We start from the raw sequence: 14,478 nt of genomic DNA, 5'->3' as shown, positions 1-14,478 counted from the left end.
CCATGTCGACCACGTCCACGTCCACATCCCCGTCCCAGTCCCCGGCCCCGTCCCTCTACATCTACGCGATCACCGGGTCCGACCATCCGCTGCGGCTGGCGGGACTGCGGGCCGTGGGCGGCGTGTCCGGCGCGCTGCGCGCGGTCACCGGCGGACCGCTGGCCTGCGTGGTGAGCCCAGCGCCGCCGGACCTGCGCCCCAAGCGCCGTGACCTCGCCGCCCACCAGGAGGTCCAGGAGCGGCTGATGGCGGACGGCGCGGTGCTGCCGATGCGGTTCGGCATGCTGGCGCCCGACGACGCCGCGGTCACGGCGGCGCTGGACGGCAAGCGCGCCGAATACGTCCGCAGGCTCGAGGAGTTGCACGCCACCGCGGAGTTCAACCTCAAGGCGGCCCGCTCGCAGGACGGTCTGCTGCGGGAGGTGCTCACCGAGTCCGACGACGCCCGGCGCCTCAACGAACGCACCCGCGACGGCGGCGGCACCTACGCCGACCGGGTGGCCCTCGGCGAGCTGGTCGCCCACCAACTGGACGCACGGCAGCGGCTGCTGGCCGACCAGGTCGTCGGGCGGCTGGCGGAGCTGGCCCGCGGCAAGGTGGTGGCGGCCCCGGCCGGGGACGACTTCCTCAACGCCTCGTTCCTGGTGGAGCGGGGGCGCGCCGAGGAGTTCTCCCGGGCCGCGCGGCGGCTCGCGCGGGGCTACGGAGAGGGCTACGACTTCCGGCTGCGCGGCCCCTTGCCGCCGTACAGCTTCGTGGCCTGATGAGGACGGGACCGCCATGGGACTGCTGACCGGGCTGCTCACCTTTCCGCTGGCGCCGGTGCGCGCCACCGTATGGGCCGCCGAGCAGATCGCCGCGGCCGCCGAGCGCGAGTACTACGACCCGGCGCCGGTCCGGCGCGCCCTCGCCGAACTGGAGCGGGACCTGCTGGCCGGGCGGATCGACGAGGACGCGTACGACCGCCGCGAGGACGAGTTGCTCGACCGGCTGGCCCAGCTGGAACGCCGGGAACGGCCGGACGAGGGGAGACGAGCCCCATGACGACGACGGAACCGGTGGCGGGCAGGCTGGGCCCGCCACGCCTGCCCGCCACCCCGTACGGCCAGGGCGCCGAGGGCGCCACGTCGCTCGCCGACATCCTGGAGCGGGTACTGGACAAGGGTGTGGTGATCGCGGGGGACATCCGCATCAACCTGCTGGACATCGAACTGCTCACCATCAAGCTCCGGCTGCTCGTCGCCTCCGTCGACAAGGCGAAGGAGATGGGCATCGACTGGTGGGAGCACGATCCGTCGCTGTCCTCCCGCGCCCGCAACCGGGCCGTGGCGGACGGCGGGGACAGCGGGGACAGCGGGGACGACGGCGCGGAGCGGTCCCTCACCGAGGAGAACGCCCGGCTGCGCGCCGAGATCGCGGCGCTGCGGGCACGGGCCGAGGACAGGAGCGTGGACGGTTGACCGAGAGCGCACGGCGACAGCACATGGTGTACGCCTACGCGGTGCTGCGCCCCACCCCGGAGGCCGCGCGGGCGGTGGCCACGCTGCGCGGGGTGGCGGACGAGCAGGTGGGGCTCGTGGAGACGGGGGACCTGGCCGCGGCCGTCGGCCCGGTCCCGGCCGAGGAGTTCGAGGAGGGCGCGCTGCGGGCGGGTCTGGAGGAGCTGCCCCGGCTGGAGGCGCTGGCCCGCGGCCACCACGGGGTGGTGGCGGGGCTGGCCCCGCTGGGCGCCGTACTGCCGCTGCGGCTGGCCACCGTCTACCGGGACGAGGACCGGGTGCGGCGGGTCCTCCAGGAGCGCCGCGACCAGTTCCTGCCGCTGCTGGAACGGCTCGCCGGGCATGTCGAATGGGGTGTGAAGGTCTACACCGATCCCACGGACTCCCTGGCGGGGGACGCGGCGGCGCCCGCCGGGGCCACGGGCGGGCAGGAGGCGCTCAGCCCCGGCCGGGCCTATCTCGCCGCCCGCCGCCGGCGTCGGCGCGGCGCCGAGGAGGTCTGGCAGACGGCGGCGCGTACGGCCGCGCGCATCGCCGAGGAGGCCGGGGCCCTGGCGGTGGGCAGGGTCGCCCACCGGCCGCAGCGCGGTGAACTCGCCCAGGCGGCCGGTGGTGGGACGGTGGGTGGCGGGAAGCCCGGTGGCGAGAACATCGCCAACGACGCGTATCTGGTGCCCGCCGACCGCGCCGAGGAGTTCCGCTCCCGCGTCCTGGCCGCCGCCGAGGGGCGGCCCGGGGTGCGCGTCGAGGTGACCGGCCCCTGGGCGCCGTACTCCTTCGCCCTTCCGCCCGAACCGGCGGCCCGGCCGGAGCCGGTATGAGCGGGGTGCTGGACGAGGCCCGTGTGCCGGCCGCGCTGGACGGGGCCCATGTGCGCGGCGCGCTGGACGAGGAGGACGCGCGGGCGCTCGCGGGCCGCGAGGTCGCCCTGATCGACCTGCTGGACCGGCTGCTCCAGGGCGGGGTCGTGCTCGCCGGGGACCTCGTCCTGTCCATCGCGGACGTCGATCTCGTACGGATCGACCTGCGCGCGGTCATCGCCCCGGTCGACGCCGAACACCCCGCCCCGCCGCTGCTCTGACGTAAGGCCCCGACGAAAGGAAACCCGCGCATGTCAGCCCCCTCCGGCGCCGCCGCCCAGCGGCTGCGCACCGACGCGGACACCGTCGAGCGCGATCTGGCCAAGCTGGTGCTGACCGTGGTCGAGCTGCTGCGTCAGCTGATGGAGCGCCAGGCGCTCCACCGTGTCGACAAGGGCGATCTGACGGAGGAGCAGGAGGAGCGCGTCGGCATGACGCTGATGATCCTCCAGCAGCGCATGGAGGAGATGTGCGCCCGGCACGGCCTGCGGATGGCGGACCTCAACCTCGACCTCGGCCCGCTCGGCACCCTGCTCTCCCCGGCGGGCCCGTCCTCCCGGTAGGAATCCCCACGTCGTCGCACCGCACCGCGCGTCAGTGCCCGCAACCGCGCTGCGGCCGCACGGGCCGCCGAAGATAAGACATCGGCTCACTCTGGCTCTCAGCGGCTCAATGTGAGGAACTGAGTCCACCTCATCTGCGATTACGTCGCCAGCTGAATTTCTATACGTCGGAGGTATTCCCAGGTGCCCAAGTGCCCTGCACCATGCCGGTAGTTCACCACCGGATATGGGAGGCACATACGTGACCGCGCCAACAGGGAACGGGATCTCTCGAAGAGGTGTGATCGGCACCGCGGCCGCGGTCGGCGCCGGGGGCTGGTTTGCCGGATCCGGCACCGCCTGGGCCGCGCCCCAGGCGTCCGGCGGAGCGGCGGCCCTGCCCGAGCGGATGGCCAGGGCCGCCGCCCCGCGGTGGCGGCGGATGCCCGGCGACTGGAAGGACGGCCCCTTCCTGGCCAACGGCCTGCTCGGCGCGGTGGTGTACCAGGGCGCCACGCCCAACTCCGTGAAAGTCATGCTCAGCCACGGTCAGGTGCAGGACCAGCGGCCCCAGTGGCGCGCCCCGTACGGCTACTCCCGGCTGCCCATCGGCCACTTCGACCTCACCCTCGCCGGGGCGGTGACCGGGGTCGACTGGACCCTCGACCTGTGGGACGCCGAGCTGCGCGGCACGATCACCACCACCCGGGGCAGCGTCCGCTTCACCCTGCTGGTGCACAACGCCCGTACCGCGCTGCTGATCTCCACCCGGCCCAGCGCGGGCGAGGAGAGCGCGGCCTGGTCGTTCACCTGGATGCCCGCGGCCTCACCCAGGACCAAGGACAAGCCCGCCGACTACACCGGCAACCCCGACCCCCGCACCGGCTCCACGGGCGACACCCACTACGTGGAGCAGCCGCTGATCGCGGGCGGCGGCTGGACCACGGCCTGGCGGGAACGGCGGGTGGGCACCGGCAGGCTGCTGGCCGCCCACATCGTCTACCGCCACCCCGGGGACCTGTCGCGCACCACCGAACTGGCCGTCGCCGAGGTGGCCCGCACCCTCGCCGCCGACCCCGACGACCTGGTGCGCCCACACCGCGCCTGGTGGCACGGCTACTACCAGCGCAGCCTGCTCTCCCTACCCGACAAGCGGCTTCAGCACTTCTACTGGATCCAGCTCTACAAGGCCGCCTGCGCCACCCGCGCCGACGGGCCCTCGATGTCCGAATGGGGGCCGTGGTACCCGGAGACCGGCGGCAGCTGGACCGCGGTGTGGTGGAACCTCAACGTGCAGATCGCCACCTGGCTGATCCACGGCTCCAACCACCTCGAACTCGACTCCGTGACCTCCACCTTCCGGGACTTCGAGAAGAACCTGCCGCTGTCCGTACCACCCGAGTACCAGGACGGGGACACCTACGCCCTCGCCCACCCCTCCGACTGGCTGTTGCGCCCCGGTGCCAAGACCGTCGGCATCCCCGGCACCTCCACCAAGACCGACAACAACGGCAATCTCATCTGGGCCATGCACAACGTCTGGCTCAGCTACCGCCACACCCTCGACATCCGCATCGTGCGCGACGTCCTCTACCCGATCCTCGCGAAGGCGGTGAACTTCTACGACCACTTCCTGTACGAGGGCGGCGACGGGAAACTGCATCTGCCGCTGACCCGCTCACCGGAGTGGGCGGACGCCGAGGACTGCACGTACGACCTCTCCCTGCTCCGCTGGGGCTGCGCCACCCTCCTGGACTGTCTGCGCGTCCTGCGCACCGACCACCCCCGCGCCCGGCGCTGGCGCGAGATCCTCGACCGCCTGGTGGCCTACCCCCGCGATGCCACCGGCATCATGATCGGCGCGGAGAAGCCGCTCACCGAGTCCCACCGCCACTTCTCCCATATGCTCTGGCTCTACCCGCTGCACGAGCTGGACTGGGACCGCCCGGCCGACCGGGACATCATGCGCACCACCTTCGACCACTGGGTCAAGGACCGAAGCCTGTGGGCCGGTTACAGCTACGCGGTGGCCTCCTCCATGGCCTCGCGCATGGAACGGCCCGAGGATGCGCTGGACCACCTCACCTTCCTCATCGGCGGCAACAAGGTGAACAACGCCTGGATCACCCCGAACACCATGTATGTCGAGGGCGGCAACCTCGCCACCGAGAGCCCCTTGACCGCGGCCCAGTCGGTGCTGGAGATGGCCGTCCAGAGCCACAACGGCGTGGTGCGGATCTTCCCGTCCGTCTCCCGCCGCTGGCCCGACCTCTCGGTCCACTCCCTGCGCACCCAGGGCGCCTTCCTCGTGGACGCCGACCGCGCGGCCGGGCGCACCCGCTGGATCCGCGTCCACAGCGAGGCCGGCGCCCCGCTCGTCCTGCACCACGGCATCCCCGGCCCGATCGACGTCCGCGACCACCGGGGCCGTCCCCTCCGCCACCGCACCACCGGCCCCGGTCGCATCGAGATCCCCCTCGCCCGCGGCGAGACCGCCCTCGTCACTCCCCGGGGCCACCGCCCGGACCCGGCCCCGCGCGATGTTCCGGCCGTCGGCGACGCCAAGCCATGGGGGCTGCCGGACTGAACCGCGGCCGGAGGACCTACGGCACTGACCGTCGGCCGGGGCGGGAGTCCAGCTCCGCCCAGACCGTCTTGCCCACCGGATGGTGCGGCTCGGTGCCCCAGCGGTCGGCGAGCGCATCGACCAGCAGCAGGCCACGCCCGGTTTCACGGTCCGGGGGAGGGGCGGGCCTGCGGGTCGGCCGCCGCTCGCCCCGGGTGTCGGTGACCTCGATGCGGAGGGTTTCCGCGGCGTCGTCGAGAGCGAGGCCGAGCCGGAAGTCGCGGCCCGGTACGCGCCCGTGGAGTGCCGCGTTGGCGCTCAGTTCGGCCGTGATCGCCACGGCGCGCTCGGCGACGCCGGGTGACACGGGCCAGGTGCGGAGCTGCTCCACGGTGAGCAGCCGGGCCAGCCGGGCCCCACGCCGGGTGGAGGACAGGCGTTGGGTAAAGGTCCAGCTCGTGGCGGGGAGTTGGGGCGTGCTTGGGTTCATGGGGCCACGGTGGCGGGTGGTCATCGGCCTTGGCCAGCGCCGCGCCGCGTACGCAGCGTCAGCGTACATGCGCGTTCGGTGGACGGTACGCCCGGTGATCCGTCACCCTGGGTGAGTCGAGCGCGGGGGCCCTCGCACGTACGCACCTGGAGGTGGCCGCGTATGACGACCGACAACACCTGTATGGCCGGGGACGGTGACTGGGAACGGGAGCCCGACCCCTCCGACAGTCTGCGCACCTTCGGGGCCGTGGTCCAGGCCCTCCGCGAACACGCGGGTCTCACCCGGGCTCAGTTCGGGGAGCTGGTCCGGTTCTCGAAGCACACCGTGGCGTCGGTGGAGCTGGGGCGGCGCATGCCGGACGAGTCGTTCGTGGAGCGGGCGGAGGAGGTCCTGGGCAACACGGGCGCGCTGCGGAAGGCGGCCCAGCATTTGTCGCGCGGCGAGCCGGGTCTTGCGGCGTGGTTCCGGCGGTGGGCGCGGCTGGAGCGGGTGGCGGTGAGCCTGTACACGTATGAGTGTCGGCTGGTGCCGGGGCTGTTGCAGACGGAGGACTACGCGCGGGCGGTGTTCGACGGCACCATCCCCCTGCTGACGGATGAGCAGTTGGAGGCCCAGCTTGTGGCGCGGACCGAGCGGCAGAGGATGCTGCGCGAGCGGCCACACGTCCCGTTCAGCTTCATCGTGGAGGAGGCCGTGTTCCGGCGCGGGTTCGGCGACAGGGAGCAGCGGCGGGCCTTGTTCGACCATGTGCTGGAGCGCAGCGCGCTGCGCAATGTGAAGCTGCAAGTGGTCCCGCTGGAAGCTGAGTTGCATGCGTGTCTGGACGGACCTGTTCGGCTGTTGGAAACGCCGGAGGGGCGGCGTCTCGCGTACTCCGAAGGGCAGCAGAACGGACGGCTGATCGCCGACCGGAAAGAGGTGAGCCTGCTCTGTCAGCGCTATGACACACTGCGCTCGCAAGCCCTGACTCCCCAAGACTCGCGGGGCTTGCTGGAGCGACTGCGAGGAGAGCTATGAGCGCGACGGAATTTGCCTGGTTCAAGTCCAGTTACAGCGGCAGTCAGGGAGACGACTGCGTGGAGGTCGCCGTCACCGAAGGGGCCGTCCACGTACGGGACTCCAAGGACGCGGCGCGCCCCGGTCTTGCCGTCAGCCGTGACGGCTGGGCGCGGTTCGTCCGGTTCGCCGCACACGGCTGAGCCGGAGGCGCGCCCGCGAACTCACCGCGGGCGCGCCACCGTCGCGGGACATCAGCTTGCGGTCGCCGCGAAGGGCACCTGTGCGGCGGTCGGTTCGGGGGCGGCGGGCTGGAAGGGGTGGGTCCACAGGCCCTGCCCGCGCAGCAGGGGCAGCACGCCCTCGCCGAACCAGTACGCCTCCTCCAGGTGCGGATAGCCGGACAGGATGAACTCGTCGATGCCGAGGCGGTGGTACTCGGCGATCCGCTCGGCCACCTCGGCATGGCTGCCCACCAGGGCCGTGCCCGCGCCGCCGCGCACCAGGCCGACACCGGCCCAGAGGTTGGGGTAGATCTCGAGGTTGTCCAGGCTGCCGCCGTGCAGGGCGAGCATGCGCTGCTGGCCCTCGGACTCGCTGCGGCCGAGGCCGGACTGGATGGAGCGCACGGTCTCCGGGTCGAAGCCGTCGAGCAGTCGGCGCGCCTCGGCCCATGCCTGCTCGGCGGTGTCGCGGGTGATGACGTGCAGCCGGATGCCGAAGCGGATCGTACGGCCCTGCTCGGCGGCGAGGGAGCGGATCCAGGCGATCTTCTTGGCCACCTGGGCGGGGGGTTCGCCCCAGGTGAGGTAGACATCGGAGTGGCGGGCCGCGACCTGACCGGCGGCGGGGGAGGAGCCGCCGAAGTAGACATCCGGGACCGGGTCGGGGAGCCGGGCCAGCTTGGCGCCCTCGACATGGAGGTGTTCGCCGGTGTGGTCGACGGTCTTGCCGTCCCACAGGTCGCGGACGATGCCGAGGAACTCGCCGGTGCGGGCGTAGCGGGCGTCCTTGCCGAGGAAGTCGCCGTAGCCGCGCTGCTCCTGGCTCTCGCCGCCGGTGACCACGTTGAGCATCAGCCGCCCGCCGGTCTGCCGCTGGTAGGTGGAGGCCATCTGGGCGGCGAAGGTGGGCGAGAGGAAGCCGGGGCGGAACGCCACCAGGAACTTCAGCCGCTCGGTGTGCTGGCTGACCATCGCGGTGGTCAGCCAGGCGTCCTCGCACCAGGCGCCGGTCGGGGTCAGCGCGCCCTCGAAGCCGAGGTGTTCTGCGGCGCGGGCGATCTGGGAGAGATAGCCGACGGACGGCGGGCGGTCGCCTCCGGCCGAGGTGACGGGCGTGCCATGGCCACCGCCGACGACATGGCGGCTGTCGCCGTTGGTGGGCAGGAACCAGTGGAAGGTGAGGGACATGGTGCGACTCCGTTCAGGTGGCGCGGTGGCGGGGGCTACAGGAGGCCATGACGGGGTGGTCTCGTTCCGTTGAGCACATAGCGGCCGATGTGCTGGATCTTCCAGCGGGCCGGGTCGTGCAGGGTGTGCGTACGGGCGTCCCGCCAGTGGCGGTGCAGTCCCAGGGCGTCCAGGGCCGAGCGGGTGCCGGAGACCTCGAACAGCGAACTGCCCGTCTCCACGGCCGCGTCGGCCGCCGCCACCTTCGCGGCGGCCACCGCGATCGACGCCTCGGCGGCGGTGTCGTCGTCGAGGTGGCCACGGGCGGTGTCCACGGCCCGCGCGGCGGCGGACAGCAGCGCCTCGGCGCCCCGGACCCGGAGCGCCAGCTCGCCGAAGCGCTGGATGAGCAGCGGATCCTCGGCGGCGGTCTCGAAGCCGCTCTCGAACCAGGGGCGGCTCTTGGTGCGGACGAACGTCACCGCCTCCGCCAGCGCTCCCGAGGCGATCCCCACGTCGATGGCCGCGTGCAGCAACTGCGCGGCGGCGCCGTGCAGTTGGGGCCCGCGGAAGGTGAGGTGGTGCGGTACGACCCGGTCGGCCGGGACCGGCACGTCCTCCAGCCGGACGGTGCCGCTCGCGGTCGTCCGCTGGCCCATGCCGTCCCAGTCGTCCACGACGGTCAGACCGGGCGCGTCCCGTGGCACATAGGCCACATGGAGTTCGTCGTGCTCCGCGCGGGCCAGCACCGGGATCCAGTCGGCGAACAGCGCACCGGTGGAGTAGTGCTTGACTCCGGTCAGGCGGTACGAGCCGTCGGCGGCCGGGGTGAGGCGGGTGCGGATGTCCTGGAGGTGCCTGGTGCCCGCCTCGGACTGGGCGTTGCCGAACCGCTTCCCCGCCAGCACCTCCCCGAAGAAGAACGCCTGCTGGCCTTCGGTGCCCTGACGGCGCAGCACATTGACGTACGAGAAGTGGCTCTGCGGGATCTGGGCGAGGCTGGCGTCTGCGGACGCGAGCAGCCGGAACACCTCGGCGAGGGTCACGGCGGACACGTCCGCGCCGCCGTGCCCGGCCGGGACGGTGACGGCCAGGAGCCCGGACGCGGACAGCCGGTCCAGTTCGGCCCGCGGCAGCCTGCGTTGTGCGTCGCGCTCGGCGGCGCCCGTACGGAATTCCTCGGCCAGCGCCGCGGCCACCTTCAGCGCCTCGGTGTCATCGGCGATGACATGGGCGGGCTCGGGCAGGGACGGCACGGTCAGCTCGCCGCGGCCAGCACGGTGGGGTGGCCGAGCGCCGCCGAGAACTGGTCGACCACCTGCTCCAGCGCCTCGGCGGCCCCGGCGGCCACGCTCACCCCGCCGTCCTGCTCCACCGTGATGTCCTTGTCCAGGGTGAACCAGCCCTGGACGATATGGGACGCGCCCATGGAGGACAGCACCGGCCGCAGCGCGTAGTCGATGGCCAGGACATGGGCGGTGGAGCCGCCGGTGGCCAGCGGGAGCACGGTCTTGCCCGCCAGCGCGTACTGCGGCAGCAGGTCCAGCAGGGACTTCAGCAGCCCGGAGTAGGCGGCCTTGTAGACCGGAGTCCCCACCACGAGCCCGTCCGCCTGCTCGACCAGCGCCTTGGCCCGGACGATGGCCGGGTGCGAGAAGTCCGCGCCGAGCAGCGCGGCGGCGGGCAGGGTGCGGACGTCGAGCGGGACCACATGATGGCCCTGGGCGGTCAGCCGGGCGTCCAGGTGGCGCAGCAGCCGGGCGGTGCGGGAGGTGGCGGAGGGGGAGCCGGAGAGGGACAGGACGGTGGCCATGAGCAACCCTTCGTGAAGCGGTCGGGGCGGTGGGGTGGGGAGCGGGTGGGGCCGGTGGGGCCGGGAGCCGTGGGGCCGGGAGCCGGTGGGAGCGGTGGGAGCGGTGGCGGTCAGATGAGCGCGGGCACGGGTTCCGGCAGCTCCGCCTCGAGCTCGCGGACCAGCGGCAGCACCCGCTCGCCGAAGTACTCGACCTCCTCCAGGTAGTGCAGGAAGCCCAGCAGGAAGAGGTCGACGCCGAGCCGCTTGTAGGCCACGACGCGCTCGGCGATCTGCTCGGGGGTGCCGATCAGCCCCGTACGGAAACCGTCGTTGTACTGGACCAGGTCCTCGAACGAGGAGTCCTGCCACATGCCCTTGCCGTCGGCGGTGGACCGGCCCGCCTGCTGGACGGCGCCCCGGAAACCGGCCACGGCCTCGGTGTCGGCCTTGGCGACGATCTCGCGGAGGGTCTCGCGGGCCTCGGCCTCGGTGTCGCGGGCGATGAGGAAGGCGTTGAGGGCGAAGCCGGGCGCGGGGCGGCCGGCGGTGGCGGCGGAGGCGCGGACGTCCCTGATCTGCTCGGTGACGCCGTCGAAGTCCTTGCCGTTGCTGAAGTACCAGTCGGAGACCCGGCCCGCCATGGCGCGGGCGGCGGTGGAGTTGCCGCCCTGGAAGATCTCCGGATGCGGGCGTTCGGGGGTGCTCAGCGGCTTGGGCTTGAGGGAGAAGTCACGGATCCGGTAGAAGTCCCCGGCCAGCTCGGCGTGGTCTTCGGTCCAGATGGCGCGCAGCGCCCGGATGAACTCCTCGGAGCGGCGGTAGCGCTCGTCGTGCTCCAGCCAGGGCTCGCCCAGCGCGGTGAACTCGCCCTTGAACCAGCCGCTGACGACGTTCACCGCGAACCGCCCGTCGGACAGGTGATCGGCGGTGGCGCCCAGCTTGGCCAGGACACCGGGGTGCCACAGCCCGGGGTGGACGGCGGCGATGACCTTCAGCCGCTGGGTGGCCAGCAGCAGCGCGAGGCTGAAGCTGGTGGACTCGTGCTGGTACTCGGCGCCGTAGGCGGCCATGTAGCGGACCTGGCTGAGGGCGTAGTCGAAGCCGTTGTTCTCGGCGAGCACGGCCAGATCGCGGTTGTAGTCATAGCCCCAGTCGGTGCGCTGCTCGACGGTGCTGGTGACCAGGCCACCGCTGACATTGGGCACCCAATAGGCGAAACGGAGGGGTTCTGCGGGCATGGGGAACTCCCGGTGGAGCAATTACGGGCATGGGGAATCGGCGCCCCGGCGGTGGGCGGAATTCACCGTGGCGGGGGCGCGGAAAGACCGGGAGCGCGAAGGGGCGCCGCAGGCGATGCGGTGCGGCCGCAATTCCTCGATGGCGGCGGCTAAAAGCCTTTCCCGATCATGGGAGGCGACGGGGAGCGAAGCGGAGGCGGTTCCTCAGAACTCGCTCGGACCCGTACGGGGGGTCAGGCCGGACAGCAACAGGACGCGCTGGAGACACGCGCGAGGTCGACGTGGCGCCGCCGCGTGAGATCCTGTCGCTTCATGTCACCGATCCAACCAGGGGGAAGTCCTGCCGGTCAAGAAGGCCCGGGTGCCATTCCATATCCCGGACGCATGGGCCGGGCCGCGAAATTCCGCGGCGCCCGCTTCGAGATTACCCGGGAGACCGGCCGGGGAGTGAGTCGGTATTCATGAGACCGTGATAGGGATCCCCTTGAAGCGGGCGGGCTCGCGCGGGCATGGTGCGGCATGTGCGAATTGAACAGCTCGAATACATCGCCGCCGTCACCCGCCTCGGATCGCTCCGCCGCGCCGCCGAGGAACTGCATCTGTCCCAGCCGGCGCTCAGCGAGACGGTGCGCAATCTCGAACGCGAACTCGGCGTGGATCTGCTGGAGCGCAAGCGCTCCGGCGCGACGATCAGCGCGGAGGGACGGGAGCTGCTGCCGCATATCGCCGGCGTCATCGAGGCCGTCGACCGGCTGCGCGACGCCGCCGGTGACCAGCACCGGGTCAGCCGGATGATCCGGCTGGGCACGGTCAACACGGCGACCGTCCCGCTGCTGATCCCGGCCGTCCGGGAGTTCCGCGCCACCCACCCGGTGACCCAGGTCGAGGTGGTCGGCGCGCAGCAGGCCGAGATCCACCGGGCGCTGCTGGAGGGGAGTTTCGACCTGGGCCTGGTCAACTGCCTCCAGGGCGACGACGTTCCGCCCTCCCTGGAGACCACCGTGCTGCTGCGCGGCCGCCCGGTGGTCTGTCTGCGCCCGGACAGCCCGCTGGCCGACCGGCCGACGGTGAGCACGGCGGATCTGCTGGACGGGCGGGAGCCGCTGATCGTGATGCGCTCCGGCTATCTGATGCACCGCTTCATCCACCGGCTGCTGGCCGGGCGCACCCCGTCCTTCTCGTACTCCACCGACGGGGCCGAGATGGGCAAGCTGATGGTGGCCGAGGGGCTCGGCGTCACCGTGCTCCCCGACTTCAGCGTCATCGGCGACCCCCTGGAGCGCGGGGGCGCGATCACCCACCGGCCGCTCGCGGACGGCGAGGCCACCGAGGTGCTGCTGATGATCCAGCGCCGCCGCTCGGGATCGGTGCCGCGCGCCGTACGCGATCTGCACGAGCTCTTCGTACGGCGCGCGGACACCCCTGGAACTCCCCGGGCTACAGCTCCCTGAGCGCGGGCAGCAGCCGCTTCTCGGCCCAGTCCAGGAACGGCCGCTGATGGTCGCCGCCGATCTGGACGAGCGCGACATCCGTGAAGCCTGCGTCCACGAAGGGCCGGATCAGCTCGGTGAACTCATCGACGTCATCGCCGCACGGAATGGACGCGGCCACGTCCTCGGGCCGGACGAACTGGGTGGCGCCCGCGAAGGAGGCGGGCCCCGGCAACTCCGAGTTGACCTTCCAGCCACCCCCGAACCAGCGGAACTGGTCATGGGCGCGGGCGATCGCCGCGTCCCGGTCGGGGTCGTAACAGACCGGGATCTGGCCGATCCGAGGCTTTCCGCCGCCGCCGTTCGCCTCGAAGTCCGCCAGCAGCTCGGACTTGGGCTCCACGGCGATCAGGATGTCGGCCAGCCGCCCGGCCAGCCGGCAGGACCGCGGCCCGGAGACGGCCACGCCGATGGGCGGCGGCTGGTCCGGCAGATCCCACAGCTTCGCCGAATCGACGTCGTAGTGGGTGCCGTGGTGGGTGACATGGCCACCGCCGAACAGCGCCCGGATGATCTCGATCGCCTCTTCCAGCATCTCGAGCCGCACATCCGCCGACGGCCAGCCCTGCCCGACCACATGCTCGTTCAGGTTCTCACCGGACCCGAGCCCCAGCCGGAACCGCCCCTCGGACAGCAACTGGAGTGTCGCCGCCTTCTGCGCCACCACCGCCGGGTGATAGCGCACGGTGGGGCAGGTGACATACGTGGTCAGCGGGATCGAGGAGGTGGCCTGTGCGGCGGCGCCCAACACGCTCCAGGCGTACGGGGCGTGCCCCTGGGAGTCCAGCCACGGGAAGTAGTGGTCGGAGGTCACCGAGAAGTCGAACCCGACCTGCTCGGCCCGGACCACGTCGTCGACGAGCTGACGTGGCCCGGCCTGCTCGGTCATCATCGTGTATCCCCATCGAACCATGGCTCCCGAGTACCGTCCCCCACGCCGTCCAAACGGGACAAACGGCTGGTCACCGTGGGTTGTGGCGGCTCACCTGCGGTAGACCCGGGAGGTGCTGGGAGATGACCGGGGCCAGGCGGTCGGCGATGGTGCGGTGGCCCTTGTCATTGGGGTGGACCGAGTCCGAGAGGTCGTCGGCGGCGAGCCAGCCGGTGGTGTCGACGTAGGAGGCCCTGGCGTCGCCGGAGGCGGTCACGGCGGCCTTGGTCTCGGTGCCGAACCGGCCGCTGAAGGTGCGCAGCGCGAAGATCCAGGCGTTCGGATAGGCGGTGCGGACCTTGCGCAGCAGACCGGCGTAGGACGCCTGGAACTGCGCCGGGGTCACCCCGCGGCCCACATCGTTGGTGCCGAGGTTGATGACCACCGCGCTCGCCTGGTAGCGGGAGAAGTCGGCGCTGCTCGCCGAGCGGATCGACGGTGAACTTCCGCTGGAGAACGGCAAGTTGGCGTCGATGACGCCCAACACCCACCGCACCCGGGCCTCGCTCCTGGCCGATCTGAAGCGGACGCGGGAGCGGGGCCACGCCATCGACCGGGAGGAGGGGGTCCTGGGCATCGTGGGCTTCGGCTTCGCCCTCCGGTACGACGTCCCGGCGGTGGACGCGATCAGCTGCTCGGTGCCGACGGCGAGGCTGACCGAGGGGCGGGAGGAGCGA

17 protein-coding genes and 1 pseudogene are annotated in these 14,478 nt (G+C 72.1%); 11 read left to right on the top strand and 7 right to left on the bottom strand.

Annotated features, from left to right (window positions below; translation table 11 throughout):
• The first annotated feature begins 2 nt into the window (after positions 1–2).
• The 7 genes from NP777_RS33015 (at position 3) to NP777_RS32985 (ending at position 5,488) form a co-directional block, all read left to right on the top strand.
• Positions 3–764, top strand: a complete 762-nt coding sequence (locus NP777_RS33015) for a GvpL/GvpF family gas vesicle protein (RefSeq protein WP_256653845.1) — start codon at positions 3–5, stop codon at positions 762–764.
• A gap of 16 nt (positions 765–780) precedes the next feature.
• Positions 781–1,044, top strand: a complete 264-nt coding sequence (locus NP777_RS33010; protein ID WP_256653844.1) for a gas vesicle protein GvpG — start codon at positions 781–783, stop codon at positions 1,042–1,044.
• Positions 1,041–1,460 carry a gas vesicle protein gene (locus NP777_RS33005; RefSeq protein WP_256653843.1) on the top strand — a complete coding sequence of 140 codons (420 nt, stop codon included), beginning with the start codon at positions 1,041–1,043 and terminating at the stop codon, positions 1,458–1,460. The genes NP777_RS33010 and NP777_RS33005 overlap by 4 nt, the downstream gene beginning before the upstream one ends.
• Positions 1,457–2,320: a GvpL/GvpF family gas vesicle protein gene (locus tag NP777_RS33000; protein WP_256653842.1), complete on the top strand. Its 864-nt coding sequence runs from the start codon at positions 1,457–1,459 to the stop codon at positions 2,318–2,320. The genes NP777_RS33005 and NP777_RS33000 overlap by 4 nt, the downstream gene beginning before the upstream one ends.
• Positions 2,317–2,580, top strand: a complete 264-nt coding sequence (locus NP777_RS32995) for a gas vesicle protein (RefSeq protein ID WP_308405288.1) — start codon at positions 2,317–2,319, stop codon at positions 2,578–2,580. The genes NP777_RS33000 and NP777_RS32995 overlap by 4 nt, the downstream gene beginning before the upstream one ends.
• A gap of 30 nt (positions 2,581–2,610) precedes the next feature.
• Positions 2,611–2,922 carry a gas vesicle protein K gene (locus tag NP777_RS32990; RefSeq protein WP_256653841.1) on the top strand — a complete coding sequence of 104 codons (312 nt, stop codon included), beginning with the start codon at positions 2,611–2,613 and terminating at the stop codon, positions 2,920–2,922.
• A gap of 241 nt (positions 2,923–3,163) precedes the next feature.
• Positions 3,164–5,488: a glycosyl hydrolase family 95 catalytic domain-containing protein gene (locus tag NP777_RS32985; RefSeq protein ID WP_391858625.1), complete on the top strand. Its 2,325-nt coding sequence runs from the start codon at positions 3,164–3,166 to the stop codon at positions 5,486–5,488.
• 16 nt (positions 5,489–5,504) lie between these two features.
• On the opposite strand, the gene NP777_RS32980 is transcribed toward NP777_RS32985, so the two are convergent.
• Positions 5,505–5,957 carry an ATP-binding protein gene (locus NP777_RS32980; protein WP_256653839.1) on the bottom strand — a complete coding sequence of 151 codons (453 nt, stop codon included), beginning with the start codon at positions 5,955–5,957 and terminating at the stop codon, positions 5,505–5,507.
• A 162-nt stretch (positions 5,958–6,119) separates the two neighbouring features.
• Between NP777_RS32980 and NP777_RS32975 the strand changes: the two genes are divergently transcribed.
• Together NP777_RS32975 and NP777_RS32970 are read left to right on the top strand one after the other, a co-directional pair.
• Positions 6,120–6,977 carry a helix-turn-helix domain-containing protein gene (locus tag NP777_RS32975; protein WP_256653838.1) on the top strand — a complete coding sequence of 286 codons (858 nt, stop codon included), beginning with the start codon at positions 6,120–6,122 and terminating at the stop codon, positions 6,975–6,977.
• Entirely contained in the window at positions 6,974–7,159 is a 186-nt protein-coding gene (locus NP777_RS32970) for a DUF397 domain-containing protein (RefSeq protein ID WP_256653837.1), read from the top strand. Before NP777_RS32975 ends, NP777_RS32970 begins: the two co-directional genes overlap by 4 nt.
• A gap of 51 nt (positions 7,160–7,210) precedes the next feature.
• Here the strand turns inward: NP777_RS32970 and NP777_RS32965 are convergent, their stop codons facing one another.
• The 4 genes from NP777_RS32965 to sfnG form a co-directional block, all read right to left on the bottom strand.
• Positions 7,211–8,368: an LLM class flavin-dependent oxidoreductase gene (locus NP777_RS32965; RefSeq protein WP_256653836.1), complete on the bottom strand. Its 1,158-nt coding sequence runs from the start codon at positions 8,366–8,368 to the stop codon at positions 7,211–7,213.
• A 35-nt stretch (positions 8,369–8,403) separates the two neighbouring features.
• The gene (locus tag NP777_RS32960; RefSeq protein WP_256653835.1) at positions 8,404–9,603 is read right to left on the bottom strand and encodes an SfnB family sulfur acquisition oxidoreductase; all 1,200 of its coding nucleotides are present in this window, start codon (positions 9,601–9,603) and stop codon (positions 8,404–8,406) included.
• A 2-nt stretch (positions 9,604–9,605) separates the two neighbouring features.
• Positions 9,606–10,160, bottom strand: coding sequence for an NADPH-dependent FMN reductase (ssuE, locus tag NP777_RS32955; protein WP_256653834.1), 555 nt, complete (start codon positions 10,158–10,160; stop codon positions 9,606–9,608).
• Positions 10,161–10,270: 110 nt separating this feature from the next.
• Positions 10,271–11,380 carry a dimethylsulfone monooxygenase SfnG gene (gene sfnG, locus NP777_RS32950; protein ID WP_256653833.1) on the bottom strand — a complete coding sequence of 370 codons (1,110 nt, stop codon included), beginning with the start codon at positions 11,378–11,380 and terminating at the stop codon, positions 10,271–10,273.
• Between the two features lie 521 nt (positions 11,381–11,901).
• Between sfnG and NP777_RS32945 the strand changes: the two genes are divergently transcribed.
• Positions 11,902–12,831: a LysR family transcriptional regulator gene (locus tag NP777_RS32945; RefSeq protein WP_256653832.1), complete on the top strand. Its 930-nt coding sequence runs from the start codon at positions 11,902–11,904 to the stop codon at positions 12,829–12,831.
• Here NP777_RS32945 and NP777_RS32940 read toward each other — a convergent pair.
• Positions 12,818–13,783, bottom strand: a complete 966-nt coding sequence (locus NP777_RS32940) for an LLM class F420-dependent oxidoreductase (protein WP_256653831.1) — start codon at positions 13,781–13,783, stop codon at positions 12,818–12,820. The two genes, NP777_RS32945 and NP777_RS32940, sit on opposite strands and share 14 nt — an antisense overlap.
• A 49-nt stretch (positions 13,784–13,832) precedes the next feature.
• The gene (locus tag NP777_RS32935; protein ID WP_391858628.1) at positions 13,833–14,288 is read right to left on the bottom strand and encodes a GDSL-type esterase/lipase family protein; all 456 of its coding nucleotides are present in this window, start codon (positions 14,286–14,288) and stop codon (positions 13,833–13,835) included.
• Here NP777_RS32935 and NP777_RS48625 point away from each other — a divergent pair.
• Positions 14,215–14,478 (top strand): annotated as a pseudogene (locus tag NP777_RS48625) (IclR family transcriptional regulator domain-containing protein); the annotation flags it as partial. The gene NP777_RS32935 and the pseudogene NP777_RS48625 sit on opposite strands and share 74 nt — an antisense overlap.

The sequence above is a fragment of the Streptomyces rugosispiralis genome, from assembly GCF_024505145.1.
GTDB lineage: Bacteria > Actinomycetota > Actinomycetes > Streptomycetales > Streptomycetaceae > Streptomyces > Streptomyces rugosispiralis.
The sequence above is the reverse complement of the archived record's forward strand: the minus strand, read 5'-3'. Positions and strand labels throughout refer to the sequence as shown.

Coding starts and splice junctions, on each gene's coding strand:
- NP777_RS32980 (WP_256653839.1), bottom strand. CDS start 5,957: ATGAACCCAAGCACGCCCCAACTCCCCGCCACGAGCTGGACCTTTACC.
- NP777_RS32975 (WP_256653838.1), top strand. CDS start 6,120: ATGACGACCGACAACACCTGTATGGCCGGGGACGGTGACTGGGAACGG.
- NP777_RS32940 (WP_256653831.1), bottom strand. CDS start 13,783: ATGGTTCGATGGGGATACACGATGATGACCGAGCAGGCCGGGCCACGT.
- NP777_RS32965 (WP_256653836.1), bottom strand. CDS start 8,368: ATGTCCCTCACCTTCCACTGGTTCCTGCCCACCAACGGCGACAGCCGC.
- NP777_RS33010 (WP_256653844.1), top strand. CDS start 781: ATGGGACTGCTGACCGGGCTGCTCACCTTTCCGCTGGCGCCGGTGCGC.
- sfnG (WP_256653833.1), bottom strand. CDS start 11,380: ATGCCCGCAGAACCCCTCCGTTTCGCCTATTGGGTGCCCAATGTCAGC.
- NP777_RS32990 (WP_256653841.1), top strand. CDS start 2,611: ATGTCAGCCCCCTCCGGCGCCGCCGCCCAGCGGCTGCGCACCGACGCG.
- ssuE (WP_256653834.1), bottom strand. CDS start 10,160: ATGGCCACCGTCCTGTCCCTCTCCGGCTCCCCCTCCGCCACCTCCCGC.
- NP777_RS33015 (WP_256653845.1), top strand. CDS start 3: ATGTCGACCACGTCCACGTCCACATCCCCGTCCCAGTCCCCGGCCCCG.
- NP777_RS32970 (WP_256653837.1), top strand. CDS start 6,974: ATGAGCGCGACGGAATTTGCCTGGTTCAAGTCCAGTTACAGCGGCAGT.
- NP777_RS32995 (WP_308405288.1), top strand. CDS start 2,317: ATGAGCGGGGTGCTGGACGAGGCCCGTGTGCCGGCCGCGCTGGACGGG.
- NP777_RS33005 (WP_256653843.1), top strand. CDS start 1,041: ATGACGACGACGGAACCGGTGGCGGGCAGGCTGGGCCCGCCACGCCTG.